A 17,316-nucleotide genomic window follows, 5' to 3' on the forward strand; every position below is an offset into this window, starting at 1 on the left:
AGTTGATGATATTCTCAAACCTAAATAAGGTTTCGAACACTTATGATTGCAAATCCGCGCGATCTGGTTTTTCCCTCCCATCAGGGCTAGGGATTTGGTTTTATGAGAAATTCTTTGGGAATTAATTTATTAATATTAGAATTTAGTACACATAAAAGTCATTAACCCAACTGTTCCAATTATCATTAATATCATACTTATCCACATACCTAATGATCCAAAAAAATTATAAGTTTTAATTTTCTCATTATATTTCTCTATATCAAGTTCTTCATCTTCATTTTCACCTTTAAAGGCAATAGCTTGTTCCATCATAGCTAAATTGTGAAAGACATTAAAGCTACAAAATTGAGATAAAAAATTAAATATAATTGAAATAGCGAAACACATTCCAAAAATTTTTAAAGAAACATCAATTGGCTTGTCGTGCTCATATAAAAACTTAATTAGTTCTAATGAAAGATAAATTCCTGCACCATCAAAAGTTACCAACAGATAATCAAATCTCTGATGAGAAGCTCTAAAATCATCTGCATTTCTTTTATTAAATTCTTTTATATATTCTTCCTTTTTCCGGAATTTATTTTCTATCATATTTAATATTTTCTATCAAAAAAAACTTTGATCGTTTTGCTCGAGCGATCCTTCGGTAGATCTCGATGAAATCGAGCACCAGTGTTGTTGATAAATTAGCAATAGTTGGATTATTTTCTTTCTGTCATCCAACTTGTCCTTCAGCGTAATGACCTTTGATGTTTGCATTGAAAAATTTTCCACACGATCCAGCAGATTTCATTTCATAAAAAACACTTTCTGGTATATCAAAATAGTGCCAAATAGCACCATTGTTAAATTCAACTTCTAAAATTGATGTTGAACTATCAAAACCATAACTCCTAATCATAGTTGATTCTACATATTCTCTTTCCATATCTTAAAATTTTTGTTGTCTAATTCTAGTTACAACTAATTTGTAATTCTCTTGATCTTCAGGATGTGCTTCTAACCATTTTTCGACCAATTTAGGATCATCACTTGTTGGTCTTGGGACATTAAGTTTAAGTCTTACTCTTGAAGGTATTTTAATTGCTTCTCCAACAATAATAGCTTCTCCTGTTCTCAATGACGGCAACAAATCAATTAAACTATTTAAATTGTCAGGTGCTGAATTTTTCACAATTGATTGGTCACCAGAATTTGTTAGTCTTAAAGCTATAAAAGTCCCCACCTGTGCTAAAATTGTTTCTGATATTTCAGATGGTCTTTGAGAGATTACTAATGCCCCTAAACCAAACTTTCGTCCTTCTTTAAATACTTTTTCAACGGCCTCTTTCGAATAACTGTTATTTTCATTTTTATTTAAATAAGTATGTGCTTCTTCATAAGCAAGCAATAAAGGCCTGTTCTTACCGGTGTAAGTTTCTTGTCTCCCCCAAAACATACTGTCATAAACAAAACGTGTAATAAGCCCAACTGTAATATCTAAAACTTCAAAAGGGACTCCACTTAAATCAAGAATTGCAAGTTTCTTATCACTTCCTATCCATTCGTTCAAAAGATTGTGAAGGTCTTTGTGAGAAGATGAATCTTTATATTCTCCTGGATTAAAAAGAAAATCAAATCTTGAATCCCTTAATCTTGATAGAATTTTCTTTTCGTATGAGTAGAATTCTATGTGTTTTGATTTAAAAGGTGCTGTATTATTGGTTGGATATGGCGTAAAAGTCGCAGGTATCAAATTCTCAATATCTCCAGCATCAATCTCTTTAGCAGTTGCCAATATTTGGTCATCTTTATTCGCCGTATCAAAAGTTGCATTTAACAACCAATTCATCTCATACCATAATTTTCTCGCACTAAATGGAATTGGCGAATCAGCTGTCACAAAATTTGGATTAATAACTCCTGATTTTAAAAAAGTACAATTGTCTTTTTTCAGTTTAGTAATTAAATCTCTGAATAATCTGTAGTCTGGCTTTTGATCATCTGTTGGTTTTGCTCCAACAAGGAAATATGCTAATTCATCAAAACTCATTAACCAAAATGGAATAAATAATGGATTTGCTACATCATTTATTTTTAAAACTTTTGCATCAGGAAAAGCACTGGGATATTCTCCGTGTGGGTCAACTAATATAACTCTTGATCCTTGATAATCACCTAAAATAGCTTTAAGTATGCTTACCGTTGTATTTGACTTTCCACTTCCTGTTGAACCTAAAATTGCGCAATGCCTTAAAATAAGTTTATGTAAATCTGCATAAACACTTAGGTTTTCAGATGAAGAATGTTTTCCAATTTCAATTGAACCATTATCTTTTTTACCATAAATATCAAAAAGATCTTTTTCAATTACAATATGAACTTCGTCGTTAATAGTTGGATATGTTCCGACACCTTTTTCAAATTCATCTTCTCCAATTTTTTCACCAACTAATTGTACTGTTAGAAATCTTGATCCGAAAGAATGTTTCAAATTAATTTCTTCAGATTTACTTGGTGTATTACTTACAGAAGAAACAATACCATATATCGTTATATTTCCTATAGGAATTTTAACAAAAGTTCCAATTTGGCCAATTTTATATAATCGACCATTTATAATTGGTGCAGCTGATGGAATATCATTTGATACTTCAACTTCAATTGTTCCTGAATCAACTCGAATAATATGCCCTAAATATGTTATTTCAGATTTCATTTTGTAATTGATTCAATAGTTTCTTTTTTACCAGAGTTGGCGATAAAGAACTTTACGAGTTGATTAAAATCACCTAACATAAATTCATTTTTAGTACCATTCCAGTAAGTGTCCGATTTCTCATTTGGATATAAATGAGGCGTAAATTCCCATTCACCTAAATTTCCATTAATAATTGCTTTAGTAGGACCAAAAACATTCAAATTCATATAAGATGAAGTTTGTTTATGTAAATTCTCCACTTCCGAATCTTGAAAGAAAAAAACAAGAACAGTTAATCTGTTATTTTGTCTCAAGCAATTGAAAATAATTTCATTAATATGTTGATCTGAAAAAGAATATCCCGTAAAAACAAATAATAATTCCCCACTCAACAAATAATTTTTAAGTCTATCAAAATAAGCTATAAATGGTTGCTTCTTAGATGAGTCATACTTTTCTTTTGATGGATATATAACTAACTCATTATCGTTTTTTTTGATGTTTTCAACTTTCCCTATTCTTATAATTTTCTGTGAGTTTAAAGCCGTATCTTCTTTCCAAAACCAACTCAAAGAACCATGTATTTTCCATAATCTAATCCAATTTTGGGTCAAATCATTTTTTGAAACGAATTTATCAATGCTTTCTTGCCAAAAAAAAGGCTCGAAAGAGCCAACAAAACCATCAAAATAAGGGATTTGAGTTGCCTCTAAAGATTTTTCAATTATTAAATCATAATTTGTTGTAAATACTTCTTTTGAAAAATCTCTATTTAACAAGCTTAACCAAGCAAAGAATTTTTTTGTACTATCAATATTTGCAATAGATTCTTTTTGCAATATTATATCATAGATTATTGTGCAAATTTCCTTGTCTAGTAACTTTGCATTTTCACCACTTACTCCTTCATACTCTTTTGAACTTTCAGCAGTTAATTCACGTATTCTTCGAATTTGATTTAAAATATCTTCAATGTTTACTTTTTTAGTAGTTATTATTGTTTCTAAGTCATTTTTTATTAGATTAAAATTTACTAGAAAGTCATCTATCAACTTATCTTCAATTCCTTTTGTTAATTGTTCAACATTTGGAATTCCAAGAGCACACGATGTCCCCGCACCAAAAAAGAAACCTATATTTTTTGAATATGACAAATGAGTTTTAAGCTCTCTTATTTCCCTAATTACATTCACTTTATCCATTTTAAATATTTAAATATTATTTTTTTACTATCATTTTTTCCACAAATACATTAATCCACTTAGTAAATTGCAACAATCATAAATAAATGTAATTAAGTAAAAAGTTAAGTTCTGATGTGAAGTTTAAAAGATTAGCGAATACAACATTACTACTTATAGTTCACATTCTATTATGGAAACCCGTAATCAACATAGATATAATGATTTATTGAACTTTTCACTTAATTTCATTATTTAATTCCTCCCCTCTGCCGGTGCGAGAGTCTCGCTCATAAATCATTTAGATATTTAATAAACACTTTGCGTTCAAGAGTAAGACGCTCGCGCCAGCTGTATAGGATTATATATATTTTAATAAATTACTTGTATCATTATTTAAAAGTATATCTTTAATCTAATTTACATTCCGGGCCAATATAAAAAATTGAACTTGTGCCCATCTGGATCAGCAAATCCGAAAGTATATCCTTTTTCGAATTTCTCCGGTTCAGCGTAGATGGTGCCACCCGCTTTCTTAACCTTTACGTACCATTCATCAACTTCGGCTACACTTTGAGCAGAAAGGGAAAAAATTATTTCGTTTTGCTTCTCAAGATTGGCAGCTTCACTTCTGGCACTACTTTCAAATCTTGCTTTCAAAAAGAAATGAATAATAAATTTGTTTTTACTAAAAAGGAAACTTGATAATTCTTCTGTACGATTACCATTGGGTTCAAAACCCAAATCAATATAAAATTGGGTTGTTCTTTCTAAGTCGCTTGAGGCAAGATTCGCCCATATCATTTTAGGTTCCATAACTTTAAGTTTAAATGAATAGTAAGAAAACTAAGTTATCAATTCTGTGCATCAATTCTTTACAAATACACTATTAAATCATGTTGTATAGTATTATTAAAACCTCTGCCAAAAAGACTTAATACATCATAGGATTTGATAAATTACTTTGCCTTTCCCTTAAAACCAGTCTGCGACTGCACAAGTATTTTGCCGTTCTCTTCAATCGTATTCTTAATGATCCGGTCAGGACATTTATAATTTTCAATAATAAGAGTCTGCTTTAGGAACCTGTTTCCAAAACGTATCTCCACCACTAAATCAATATGAGGTTTGCTTTCATCTAAGTCAACGGGAATATTGGGGTAAAGTGCGTTGGGGTAGATGGTTTCAAAATGATATTTATTGAAACAATCATTATATTTGCTGGTAAAGGCCTCAGGGTTCGTAGTTTCCAAATGGTTAACTTGTCTTACTTTTTCAGCATCAAATATAGTTATGGTAACGTGTTCTAACTTTTCTTCCCCAATATGATTCAAAAAAACTTTGGGTTCATTAAAATTATTAAAGCTAAAAATCAGCGAACAATAACTTCCACCTTTAGTTGGCTTTTTCGTCTTTTTTGAAAATAAAGCTACTTTAAAAAAATCAAGTAAAGTTTTTGCCATTTAATCTAAATTTAAAGGTTACTATTTTAATGTAACACCTTGTAAAAATTCTATAATTTTATTTTATTTTTACTGTGTTTTGTACTAACAGATTCCATTAGTATTTCGCAAAAATATCTATTACTGAATATATACAACCACGTATAAATACCTGTTTATTAATCGTCTAAAAAATAAATCACCAAAATATCACAATTACCCTACAATTAAGGCTTAACAAATTTGATTTTATAAATTATCGATAAAAATGCAGGCTAAAAAAACATCATTTTAAATGAATAAAAACATAATGGAGCTGTATAAAATCGCTCAAAAAAAGACACGGAAAATTATAGGGCTGATGTCCGGAACTTCACTCGACGGACTGGATATTGCATTGTGTGCAATTTCGGGTGCAGGTAAAAACGCAGCAGTAAAAATTCTGGAATTTGAAACCATCAAGTATACCGAAGACATAAAAAACGAAATCCGTAAAGTTTTTGCACAAAAAACTATCGATTTTCAGCATTTCGCCTTGTTAAACGAATGGATTGGAATCCTGCACGCCAATATGGTGAACGACTGTCTTCAAAAATGGAATATTCCTGCTCATGAAGTCGACCTAATCGCTTCGCACGGACAGACGGTTTTGCACGCTCCGAAGTTTTTGCACCAGCAGGAAAAGTTTCCCAATGCGACGCTGCAAATTGGAGATGGCGATCATATTGCCGTAAAAACCGGAATTATAACACTATCCGATTTCAGGCAGAAACATGTTGCAGCAGGTGGTGAAGGAGCGCCGCTGGCTGTTTATGGCGATTATTTGCTGTTCAGCAAAAAAGGCGAAAACCGTATAATGCTCAACATGGGCGGAATTGCCAATTTCACCTATTTGCCCGCTTCCCTAAATGCCGAAGATGTTTTTGTAACCGATACCGGGACCGCCAATACCTTAATCGATATTTATACCCAACATTATTTCCCTGAAAAGAGTTACGACAAAGACGCTGCAATCGCCCAAAGCGGAACCGTAAACCAAACTCTTTTGTCGGAATTAAAAAACGATGCTTTCTTCCAGAAAAGTTTCCCGAAATCTATCGGTCAGGAATTATTTAATTTTGAATTTGTACAAAAGGCACTTTTAAAAACGAACTTAAAAAACATTTCAGCAACAGATTTGCTGGCTACTTTAACCCGGCTAAGTGCGGAGACCATTGCTGAAGCAATTCAGTTTGTTGTCAAAGACACAGGATTTTATATCAAAGATTTTAAAGTATATATGTCCGGCGGCGGAACCAACAATCCTTTACTGGTCAAATGGTTAACCGAATTATTACCCTGCGAATTTCAAAAAAGTGATGATCTGGGTATTTTAAGCGATGCCAAAGAAGCGGTTTTATTTGCCGTTTTAGCGAATGAAACAGTGGCGGGAGGTGATTATAATTTTGGCACAAACAAAGGAATTCCTTCTGTTACCATGGGAAAAATTTCTTTTCCGGATTAATTATTAAACCCTGAATTATTATTTGGGACTGTTCATAAAAAAACAAAATTTTCTATTCTAGCCCCGATTACAGTGGAAATCCTTTTGTGCCGGAGTTCGGCACAAAAGATTATAACGGAAAGCGGGACAATGCGCCTAAAAATCCCTAATTTTTCTGCTTCAAAAAACACTAATCAGGTTCAGCTAAAAAATTAATGTCATAAAAAGCTAAAACAATTACATGAAAACGAAATAAACAGCGTTTAAATTATAATTTCTGAATTATTTACGATAGTCCGTTAAAAAAACTATTTTTGATTTCTGTTAAAAAAGATTGCAATGCATAAAAATAAACACCTATTATTCTCTATTCTATTTTTAATGTTCCTGGGATGGAACGTCAATTCACAGGAAAAAGCAAAACATCCTAAAAACGAATTTAGAGGTGTCTGGATTGCAACCGTTGTTAACATTGACTGGCCAAAAACAAGCCTTGATAATACCGATAAGGAAAAAGCCGATTATCTCGAGATTTTGGACGCTTACAAAAAACTGAATTACAATGCCGTAATTGTTCAGATCAGAAGTGTTGGTGATGCTTTTTACCCAACAGAACTCGCCCCATGGTCCCGTTTCCTGACGGGTAAAGAAGGTCAGGCGCCGAATCCGTATTATGATGCTTTAGCGTGGATGATTGAGGAAGCGCACGCGAGAGGTTTTGAATTTCATGCGTGGATGAATCCCTATCGTGCCACTTTCGATTTGAACAAACAACAATTAAGTCCGAACCACGACATTTTTAAACATCCCGAATGGATGATTGAATATGGGGGGAAATTATACTACGATCCGTCTTTGCCTGAAGTTCAGGAGCATTTAACCAAAGTAGTAAAGGAAGTTGTGGATAAATACGACATTGATGCCATTCATTTTGATGATTATTTTTATCCGTATACCGTTCCCGGAAAGGTATTTAACGACACTGCATCGTACAGAAAATACGGAAATGGTTTGTCTCTTGCTGATTGGCGTCGTGCCAATGTGAGCAACTTTGTACATACGATTTCGACTACGATAAAAGCAAGCAAACCGTGGGTGCAGTTCGGAATCAGTCCGTTTGGAGTTTGGCGCAACAAATCGGTTGATCCAAAGGGTTCCGAGACACAGTCAACATCCAATTACGATGATTTATATGCTGATCCTGTTTTGTGGATGGACCAAAAATGGATCGATTATATTATGCCGCAATTGTACTGGAGCATGTACAACCGTGTTGCTTCTTATTCGAAATTAGTAAAATGGTGGGCAGAAAACTCTAATAATACAGCTGTTTATATTGGTCATGCTTTGTATAAAATCAGGTCTGACAGTGATAAAAGCTGGAGCTATACCAGTGAGATTCCAACACAGATTGATTTTGCCAGAAGTTTTAAAAACGTATCCGGAAGTGCTTATTTCAGTGCGAAATGGTTCATGAATACACACTTCGATATTGCACGCAATTTAGAAGAAAATCAATATAAATATCCGGCACTTCCGGCAGCAGTTCCCAATCTAAAACATATCGTTATTGATACACCTGTCGTAAATGAATTTGCAAAAGACAGTCTTCACCATTCCTTTACTATCAAATATCCGCTGAATACAAAAGTGCGCTATATGGTTGTGTATGGAGCTGAACACATCTCTAAAATTGATATTAATGATGCCAGCCAGATTATTGAAAAAGTAACTGCATGCGAAAACACCGGAACTTTCTCATTTTCAATTCCATCAGAAAAAATGAATCAATATAAAGCTTGTGCAGTGACATTTATTGATTATTTTGCAAACGAAAGTACCCCGACTATTATTGATTTAAATAAGACCTTTAAAATCTATATACCTGCACAGCCTGATGAAAACAGATAAAACTCCGTGGTTTTGGATTCCGCTTTTAAATTTTGCATCTGGATTTCCCTATATAATTATCACATCAGTATCTGTATTGATGTATAAAAAGTTAGGCATCAACAATGAAGATATTGGTGTTTATACCAGTTTATTGTACCTGCCCTGGGTTATAAAACCGCTTTGGAGTCCGTTCATCGACCTGCATGGGACCAAAAGAAAATGGTTTTTGTCTATGCAGCTGGTTATTTCTATTGCGTTTCTTGTTGTTGGTTTGACGATTCCGTTAAATCATTTTTTCCTGTTGAGCCTCTCGATTTTTTGGGTTGCTGCTTTTGCTTCAGCTTCTAATGATGTAGCAACAGACGGATTTTATTTATTGGCACTAAGAAAGGAACAGCAATCTCTTTTTCTGGGAATTAGAAATACCTGCTACAGATTAGCGATGTTAACCGGAAATGGTCTTATCGTTCTATTGGCCGGATATTTGGAACATAAATATGGAGATAATACAAAAGCATGGTCACAGACAATGATTTTTGTTGGAGTAGTAATGGTGTTTCTAACCGCTTATAATTTCTTTTCAACTCCTAAATCTGTTGAAACCAAAATAGATACAAAAGCCGAATCTGATCAAAAAAGCTTTGGTTCTGTTTTTGCCAGTTTTTTTAAAAAGAAACAAATTGGTTTAGTCTTGGTTTTTATACTTGTTTTCCGATTAGGAGAATCACAATTGCTTAAAATGCTTACTCCATTTTTAGTAGATCCACTCCGATATGAATTGGTGGAAACTACAACAGATCAAAAGGAGTCAAAGGCATTAGAATTATTTTCTTCTAAAATTAAAAAAGGAGAGCAACTTTCTAAATCAGAATTAAAAGTAATATATAGCAGTTTGCCAATACAGGGTATAGGAAGAAATACTAAAAAACGCTTAGAAGAAAAAGTGGAGCCCAGCCCCACTGAATATCAAAAAGCCAACAAACCGAGAATAGATTTTATAAATCATGTAATTGAAAATAAAGGCAATTCAACCGTAGTTGAAAGAAATGGAATGGGTTTAGAAACAGAAGACGTAGGATTAATTTACGGAACTTTTGGCCTGATTGCTTTATTATTAGGCGGAATTTTAGGCGGAATTGCCATTTCTACACAAGGACTTACAAAATGGATGTTACCCATGATTCTGGCGATGCATTTACCTATTTTAGGTTTTGTTTTATTAGCGCATTTTCATCCGGCTTCAATTTATTATATTTATGCCGTAGTAATAATGGAACAATTTGGTTACGGATTTGGTTTTGCCTCTTTTATGATGTTTTTAATTTATGTAGCCGAAGGCGAATCTAAAACTTCCCATTACTCCATTGCAACTGGTTTTATGGCATTGGGAATGATGCTTCCGGGAATGCTGAGCGGCTATATACAGGAATATTTAGGATATGGAAATTTCTTTATCTGGGTATTTCTGGCGACAATTCCAGGAATTATTTTATCCCGGTTTTTAATTTTCCCGAAGGATTATGGAAAAAAAACAGAAGAAGTTTAACCCCAAACAAACATCTTAACCTATGGAAATCAATGAAATTTTACAGACCGAACGCAATCTGAAAGGAAGCGAGTTCGAAAAAGCAGGAGATTTTGAAAAAGCAATTGAAGAATATGAAAAGAATGTGGAGGAAAGCTACAAAGGAAATCACCCTTATGATCGTTTAGCTACGATCTACAAAAATCAGAATGATATTGAAAATGAAATTCGGATTCTAGAAAAAGCTATTATAGTTTTTGAAGAAATCACACTCGAAGACCGACTGGAAGGTTTACCCAAACTTTTCCGTTTCAAAAACCGATTAGAAAAAGCATTACAAACTAAAACACTGCTTGCCAAACAAAATAAAGGCAAGGCGAAATAAATTTATGAAAAAAAATTGTTCAAATTGTCAAGCAGAAAACGACTTCAGTTCAAAGTATTGCTCAATTTGTGGTTTTAAATTGCCGATAACTGATAGCGAAAATTTAAAACCTGAAGTTGAAGATTTGAAAGCAAAAAAATCGAAAAGAAAATTTGACACTAAAACTTTCATAGGGTTTATAATCGGCTTTATTATAATGTTTTTTGTTACACAATCACTATTCAAACCATCAATTGACAAGCAACTTGTTGAATTTGCTAATGAGTTTAATAAAACCTGTCCCATAAATATTGATGAATATACAACTTTAAAAAACATAGCTGTATTACCAAATAAAACAGTTCAGTATAATTATGTTTTAGTGGGAATCGCAAAAGCTGACGTCAAAATGGATACCGTAAAAAAATATATTTTCCCAGGAATTTTGCAAAATGTGAAAACAAAGCCCGGTATGAAGCTGTTTAGAGATAATAAAATTACTTTAAATTATTATTATTCAGATAAAAACGGAGAATACGTAACCCAATATATTGTGAAACCTGAAATGTACGAGTAAAAATGAACGTATATTCATGAGTTCAATAGTAAAAATTAAAAAATATATCAATGACCCGCTTAAAAAGAACCAACTCTGATGATCGTGACTTTATCAATCTTGTGTCATTATTAGACCAGGATCTGGCTATCAGAGACGGAGAAGACCACGCTTTCTACAATCAGTTTAATAAAACAGATAAAATAGAACATGTTATCGTTTATTATGAAAGTGATATTGCTGTTGGCTGTGGCGCTTTTAGGGAAAAAGAACCGGATAAGGTTGAAATCAAGCGTATGTTCGTGCACCCTGATTTTCGAAAAAAAGGCATTGCTTCTGCCGTTCTGAAAGAACTGGAAATTTGGGCGAAAGAAGTTGGTTATGCTTATACCATTTTAGAAACCGGAAAAAATCAGCCGGAAGCTATTAACCTGTACCAAAAACAAGATTACACTATCATTCCAAATTATCCGCCTTATGAAAAAATGGATAACAGCGTCTGCATGAAAAAGACTTTATAATAATGAAAATAACAGCTGAAGCATTAAGACAAAAAGTGGGACAATTCTTTTTTCCTGCCGTTTTCATCAACGATACCGAAGAAAACATTCAGAAAACCGAACGTTTGATCAAAGAACACAATATTGGCGGACTGACCTTTTTTCACAGCCGTGCAAGTGCTGCAACCAATTATGAAAGCAAGAAAAAAGTCGTTTTTAATGATGACAGCTACCAAAAAATAAAAGACTTAATTGTTCGTTACCAAAAGTCGGCTCCTACTCCACTTTTAATAAGCATTGATGCCGAATGGGGTTTGGCAATGCGCATCGAAAAAACGCCTCAATACCCTTACGCGATTACATTGGGCGCTCTGCCTGAAAACAAATCAGCTCTGGTCTATGAAGTTGGAAAACAAATTGGCATGGATTTAAAATCTGCTGGAATCCATTACAATTTATCGCCTTTGGCAGATATTAACAACAATCCAAATAATCCGGTTATTGGCTATCGCTCTTTTGGTGAAAACAAAGAAAAAGTAGCCGATTTTGCTATAGAATATTTAAGAGGTTTGTCTGATTCCGGAGTTTTAGGCTGCCTGAAACACTTTCCTGGACACGGAAACACCAATGTTGATTCACACTTAGGATTACCGGTTTTAAAGGAAACTTTAGACGAATTACTTGAAAACGAATTGTATCCCTTCATCAGAGGAATCGAAAACAAGGTCGATTCGATTATGATTGGACATTTAGCCGTTCCGAGTCTGAATGACGGAAAAGATACTTCAGCGACATTATCAAAAGCAGTAATTCACGATCTTTTACGAGAGAGATTAGGTTACGATGGTTTGGTAATTTCTGATGCATTGAACATGCACAGTGTTTCTAAATTGTACGAAACAAAAGGTGAACTGGAATGGGAAGCCTTTAATGCCGGAAATGATGTTTTGTGTTTTGCTGAAAATGTTCCGGAAGGAATTGAAGCCATCTTCAAAAATGCTTCGCCTGACCGTATATTTGAAAGCTATAACCGAATCATGAAATGCAAGGAAAAAGTCGGCATTTTAAATAATAAAGATTTTGCTTCAGGTGAATTAAACTTCAAAAATGCTTCTCTTCTAAACGCTAAAATTGCAGAAAATTGTATCACAAAAATCATCGATAATTCAAATACTGAATTGGTTTTTGAAGCGAAAAAAAACAATCAATTAGCCAAGTTGGGTTTGTATAAAACTGCAGAAAATACATTCTTCAAAACCATAAATTCTAAATTAGTTTCCCCTGAATTTGCTTTTGAAAACTTAGAGGATTCCAATATTTCAGAAATTAAAAAAGGTTTAGAAAACTTCGAAACGATTATCATTTCCTTATTTGTGCCGAAAGCAAAACCAATGAATAATTTCGAAATTGATAATGAAGTCCTGGATTTACTTTCAGAATTACTTCAAACCAAAAAATGTATTCTTTATGTTTTTGGTAATCCCTATGTTTTACCCTTAATTCCCAATTTAAAAAAGGCTGCGGGTTTGATTCAGGCTTATCAGGATTTCTGGGAATTTCAGGAAACTGCCGCAATACAGCTTTTAAAAAACACTTCCTTATCCGGAATATTACCGGTAAGTATTGATATTCAATAACTTAAAAATTTAAATAGTAAAAAACTATCGAATTATAAAAATTTATAATCACATCTTATTGTATATAACTTGATTTATAGCTTATTTTTGCATCAGAAAATAAATTTTAACTTAAAACGAAAAATATGTCTTTAGTAGGAAAAAAATTCCCAAGTATTGCAGTAGATGCTATCTCTGAAATGGGTGATAACTTAAAAATTAACATCTTCGAAGAAGCAGTAAACAATAACAAAAAAGTAGTATTATTTTGGTACCCAAAAGATTTTACTTTCGTATGTCCAACTGAACTACACGCTTTTCAGGCTGCATTACCAGAATTTGAAAAAAGAAATACTATCGTAATCGGAGCTTCATGCGACACAAACGAAGTACATTTTGCCTGGTTAAACACTCCAAAAAACAATGGTGGAATCGAAGGTGTAACGTATCCAATCTTAGCGGATACCAACCGTAACTTATCTAACATTTTAGGAATTTTAGATATTGAATCAACAGAATACAGCGAAGAAACCGATTCAGTAATCATCGAAGGTTCAAATGTAACGTACCGAGCTACTTACCTAATTGACGAAACTGGAAAAATCTTCCACGAAAGTGTAAACGATATGCCTTTAGGCCGTAACGTAAACGAATACTTAAGAATGGTTGACGCTTACACTCACATACAGGAAAAAGGAGAAGTTTGTCCTGCAAACTGGGAACCTGGTAAAGAAGCAATGTCTGCAGACAGAAATAGTACCGCTGAATACTTAAGCGCTAATTAATTCTCAATAACAATGGCAATTTCAATATTCAATTTTTGATCTTGCCATTGTATTTCAAAACCCCTTTAAATTAACAATAATTTCAATTTCCGACAAATATCATTTCCTGAAAATTGATTTTTTCCATTGAAATTGACATTGAAATTTTAAAACTATGTTAATCGACTTAAACGAAGATACTTTAGCAGACTTAGTTGCTAAAAACGAAAAAGTAGTAGTACAATATTCAGCTTCATGGTGTGGAAATTGCCGTATTATGAAACCAAAATTCAAAAAACTAGCGACTGAAAATGAAGCGATCACTTTTGTTTTGGTTGATGCTGAAAATTCTCCGGAATCAAGAAAGTTAGCCAATGTGAGCAATTTGCCTACTTTTGCCACTTTTGTCAACGGAAAATTAGTTGGTGAAACACAAACCAACAAACAAGAAGTTTTAATCGATCTTGTAAATGCAATCGCTTAATAAATTAGCAATATGAAATTACCAGTAATAAAGCAATTGACCCAGTTTATTGAAGAAAACGATCAGGATTATATCATTGAAACAATAGAAGTCTTAGAAGCAATGACTGAAATTCCTTCTCTAAAAGATGAAGAATTAGATGTTATTGGCGAATTGATTTCAAACATGTACGGTGCTCTCGAAGTGCACAAAATGGTTGCTCAGGGAACAGACAAAAAAGAAGCTTTAAATGCGTTTATGAAACGTGTTTTAGGCTCAATCGATAAATAATTGCTTTCCAAAAACAGCAAATTATCCTAAAGGTGCTTTCTGAAAAGAAGGCACTTTTTTTATGCCTCAAAATTATGTTTTGGGCGAGCCAGCATTAAAAAAAAGGGCTACCTTACTTTATCTTCATTGCCCCTTTTCCTAATGCTGTCGGGCTGTCCGCGCTACTTCGGTAGCCTGCTCCCATCCCTCTCGCATACAATAATCATTTGCAATTATATTCGCCTATTATTTTTTAATTTCAATCGTTATTATCGTTCCTTTTTTGTCGGATACTATTTTTGCTTCACCTCCAATGGCCCGACTTCGTTCTATAATATTATGAAGTCCGAAAGAATTTTTGCTTTTTAATACTTCACTAATATTAAAACCAATTCCATTATCTTTTATTTCGATTAATAATGAGGTACTATTTTCTAAAATCGAAATTTTTGCAGCAACAGCATTAGCATATTTAATAATATTGGATAAAGCTTCCTGAATAATACGATATACCTGCAACTCATCCGAAGAAGACAACGACTGATTATATTCAATATGTGAAGAAACTAAAAAATTATTAACCAATTGTGCTCGTTCTACTAATTGCTCTATGCTTGATTTCAACCCAATTTTGTCAAACATTACTGGGTGGAGATTTCTGCTTATAATTCTGATGTCGTTTATGATACTGTCAATTTTTGTATTAGTGATTTCAGACTTTACTTCAAACGAATTTTTTAAGCTTAATAGTTCGTGACTTACACTATCATGTAAATCGCTGGCAATACGTTTGCGCTCTTCTTCTGTTTTTTCAAGTAACTGTTTCGTATATTGTTGTGCGCTGCGCTTTTCCTTGCTCAATTGTTTTTGTTTTCTTATTAGCGTAAATGCAGTTGCTAGTAACAAAAAGCCTATTAAAGCGGAAACCAGTAATGCAATTGTAGTACGATTATTAACTATAGTCTTTTTTTGCAATGCTATTTGCTGCTCTTTTGCTTTAGTTTGATATTTTTTATCAAGTTCTGCAACTTTATGAGCCATCTCTTTCGTACCCAAACTATCCGTTGCTATACTCATACTATCTGTGTAAAGCATTGCTTTTTCGTAATCTTTACTGTTCATTGCATCATTGTAAAGCACAGCATAAAGATCTCTTACCCTTGTATAATTCTGAATAGTTTTGAGCTCCTGAATAGCATCGTGAATAGGTTTAACATCCCGGATACCTTTATTTTGCTTAGATTGTAATGAAGCCAGTGCGACAGTGTATTCCTGAGATGAAACGGTTGAATTAATGGCATCTACTTCCGGTTTTAATGAATCTAAAATAGCTTTAGCTTCCGCAAACTTATTTTGTTCTAATATTCTATGAACATAATACGTATTAATTGAAATTTTGATGGAAGGATCGTTTTGTTTACTTTTTTTATAGCCGAAATAAACCGAATCTATTAATGGATTCATCTTCTCATAATTCATACTTCGATCGTATAAATTGATTTTATTGTATAAACAAATATAAATACTCCTTAAATTATTTTGTTTGTCCTTAGAAAAAATTGCGAGAGCTTTATTCAGGAAATCTTCTGTTTTATCATAATCTTTTGAATTCTGATATATTTCAGCGATACCTATATATACATTGCCCAACATTACTTTGCTATCTGTTTTTTCAAAATATTTTAATGAAGCCAATTCGTTTTTCAAGGCCAGATTTTGCTTTCCCAATCGGTAATAACACCAGGCAATAGTACGATATGCATCACCTTTAAAGTAACACGAATCATAATCGACAACATCTATTTTACTGTTTTCTGCATACGCTTTAATTGCTTTATAAAAGTAACCTTTATCTGTGTAATAATCTCCAAAATACATATTGAAAAACCGGGTTTTACTTTCCGGAATTTCATCTGTGTAGTTATTTGAAAAGGCAGTCACCGTCTGAAAAAAACGTTGATCAAAAGAAGCAAAACTACCAGTATTCCAAGCCACTAACTCTAATGATTTTGCTGCAAGGATATAATTTTTCTGCTTGATTTTTTGATTGTAATAATGATATAAAACTGACATGTAATTTTTTTTCAAAAAATTATCCTCGTTTTTTAACCATTTACAAGTTGCGTCCAGTTTTTCAGCGGGAGGTTTTTTATAAACTATATTGTTTTCTTTTTTCTGATTACAAGCTAAAAAAGAAAACAAAATTACAATCCAAATAAATAATAAGGCTGTTTTTTTTAATCCAAACATTGTATAGATTTTTAACAAAAGTATCTTTTTTGATTTGATAAATTAGAAAGGTTTAAAAAATCAGGGGTTTCCCCTCTATGTAGAATTTTGAATTCCTTCAAATTAAACTAAAATTAATAACTGATTAAATCTTCTATTACTAAATTCTCAGCAAAAAATACAGGATTTACAACATCTTTTTTTTCTTAATTCTAAAGCTACTACCGCAACAAATTCTTTTAGATTAAAATATTAATCCTTACTTTTGAACCTCATTAATTTAAACAAAAATCATGGCTTCAATAACATTAGGAGGAAATCCGGTTCATACATCAGGCGAATTACCA

At 32.9% G+C, this 17,316-nt stretch carries 17 protein-coding genes; 10 read left to right on the forward strand and 7 right to left on the reverse strand.

All coding sequences use genetic code 11. The features are described 5' to 3' along the window. Positions 1-135 precede the first annotated feature (135 nt). From ABI657_RS16535 to ABI657_RS16560, 6 genes are all read right to left on the reverse strand, one after another. Entirely contained in the window at positions 136-594 is a 459-nt protein-coding gene (locus tag ABI657_RS16535; protein WP_348098375.1) for a hypothetical protein, read from the reverse strand. 124 nt (positions 595-718) lie between these two features. Continuing rightward, the gene (locus tag ABI657_RS16540; RefSeq protein WP_348098376.1) at positions 719-931 is read right to left on the reverse strand and encodes a KTSC domain-containing protein; all 213 of its coding nucleotides are present in this window, start codon (positions 929-931) and stop codon (positions 719-721) included. Positions 932-934: 3 nt separating this feature from the next. Further along, complete coding sequence (locus ABI657_RS16545) at positions 935-2,701, reverse strand: helicase HerA-like domain-containing protein (protein WP_348098377.1); 1,767 nt, start codon at positions 2,699-2,701, stop codon at positions 935-937. Next, positions 2,698-3,885: an SIR2 family protein gene (locus ABI657_RS16550; RefSeq protein ID WP_348098378.1), complete on the reverse strand. Its 1,188-nt coding sequence runs from the start codon at positions 3,883-3,885 to the stop codon at positions 2,698-2,700. Before ABI657_RS16550 ends, ABI657_RS16545 begins: the two co-directional genes overlap by 4 nt. A 399-nt stretch (positions 3,886-4,284) precedes the next feature. Next, on the reverse strand, positions 4,285-4,680 hold the full coding sequence (locus ABI657_RS16555) for a VOC family protein (protein ID WP_348098379.1): 396 nt from the start codon (positions 4,678-4,680) through the stop codon (positions 4,285-4,287). A 143-nt stretch (positions 4,681-4,823) separates the two neighbouring features. Next, entirely contained in the window at positions 4,824-5,327 is a 504-nt protein-coding gene (locus ABI657_RS16560) for a hypothetical protein (protein ID WP_348098380.1), read from the reverse strand. A gap of 274 nt (positions 5,328-5,601) precedes the next feature. Here ABI657_RS16560 and ABI657_RS16565 point away from each other — a divergent pair, with 274 nt between their 5' ends. The 10 genes from ABI657_RS16565 (at position 5,602) to ABI657_RS16610 (ending at position 14,761) form a co-directional block, all read left to right on the forward strand. Beyond that, positions 5,602-6,810, forward strand: coding sequence for an anhydro-N-acetylmuramic acid kinase (locus ABI657_RS16565; RefSeq protein WP_348098381.1), 1,209 nt, complete (start codon positions 5,602-5,604; stop codon positions 6,808-6,810). A gap of 318 nt (positions 6,811-7,128) precedes the next feature. Continuing rightward, the gene (locus ABI657_RS16570; protein ID WP_348098382.1) at positions 7,129-8,700 is read left to right on the forward strand and encodes a family 10 glycosylhydrolase; all 1,572 of its coding nucleotides are present in this window, start codon (positions 7,129-7,131) and stop codon (positions 8,698-8,700) included. After that, positions 8,687-10,228, forward strand: a complete 1,542-nt coding sequence (locus tag ABI657_RS16575) for an MFS transporter (RefSeq protein WP_348098383.1) — start codon at positions 8,687-8,689, stop codon at positions 10,226-10,228. Before ABI657_RS16570 ends, ABI657_RS16575 begins: the two co-directional genes overlap by 14 nt. 22 nt (positions 10,229-10,250) lie before the next feature. After that, positions 10,251-10,592, forward strand: a complete 342-nt coding sequence (locus tag ABI657_RS16580; RefSeq protein WP_348098384.1) for a hypothetical protein — start codon at positions 10,251-10,253, stop codon at positions 10,590-10,592. 4 nt (positions 10,593-10,596) lie between these two features. After that, positions 10,597-11,148 carry a zinc ribbon domain-containing protein gene (locus ABI657_RS16585; RefSeq protein WP_348098385.1) on the forward strand — a complete coding sequence of 184 codons (552 nt, stop codon included), beginning with the start codon at positions 10,597-10,599 and terminating at the stop codon, positions 11,146-11,148. A 50-nt stretch (positions 11,149-11,198) separates the two neighbouring features. Further along, the gene (locus ABI657_RS16590; protein WP_348098386.1) at positions 11,199-11,648 is read left to right on the forward strand and encodes a GNAT family N-acetyltransferase; all 450 of its coding nucleotides are present in this window, start codon (positions 11,199-11,201) and stop codon (positions 11,646-11,648) included. Positions 11,649-11,650: 2 nt separating this feature from the next. Next, positions 11,651-13,264 carry a glycoside hydrolase family 3 N-terminal domain-containing protein gene (locus ABI657_RS16595; protein ID WP_348098387.1) on the forward strand — a complete coding sequence of 538 codons (1,614 nt, stop codon included), beginning with the start codon at positions 11,651-11,653 and terminating at the stop codon, positions 13,262-13,264. 125 nt (positions 13,265-13,389) lie between these two features. Beyond that, the gene (locus ABI657_RS16600) at positions 13,390-14,028 is read left to right on the forward strand and encodes a peroxiredoxin (RefSeq protein WP_348098388.1); all 639 of its coding nucleotides are present in this window, start codon (positions 13,390-13,392) and stop codon (positions 14,026-14,028) included. A gap of 154 nt (positions 14,029-14,182) precedes the next feature. Then, the gene (locus ABI657_RS16605) at positions 14,183-14,491 is read left to right on the forward strand and encodes a thioredoxin family protein (protein ID WP_041519142.1); all 309 of its coding nucleotides are present in this window, start codon (positions 14,183-14,185) and stop codon (positions 14,489-14,491) included. Between the two features lie 12 nt (positions 14,492-14,503). Further along, positions 14,504-14,761, forward strand: a complete 258-nt coding sequence (locus ABI657_RS16610; protein ID WP_160375381.1) for a hypothetical protein — start codon at positions 14,504-14,506, stop codon at positions 14,759-14,761. A 225-nt stretch (positions 14,762-14,986) separates the two neighbouring features. Here ABI657_RS16610 and ABI657_RS16615 read toward each other — a convergent pair whose 3' ends face one another. Continuing rightward, positions 14,987-16,990 (reverse strand): sensor histidine kinase, encoded by a 2,004-nt coding sequence (locus tag ABI657_RS16615; protein ID WP_348098389.1) that lies wholly within the window; start codon positions 16,988-16,990, stop codon positions 14,987-14,989. Positions 16,991-17,316 lie beyond the last annotated feature (326 nt).

Origin of the sequence: Flavobacterium sp., assembly GCF_039930565.1 — a bacterium.
In the GTDB taxonomy this organism is placed as follows: domain Bacteria; phylum Bacteroidota; class Bacteroidia; order Flavobacteriales; family Flavobacteriaceae; genus Flavobacterium.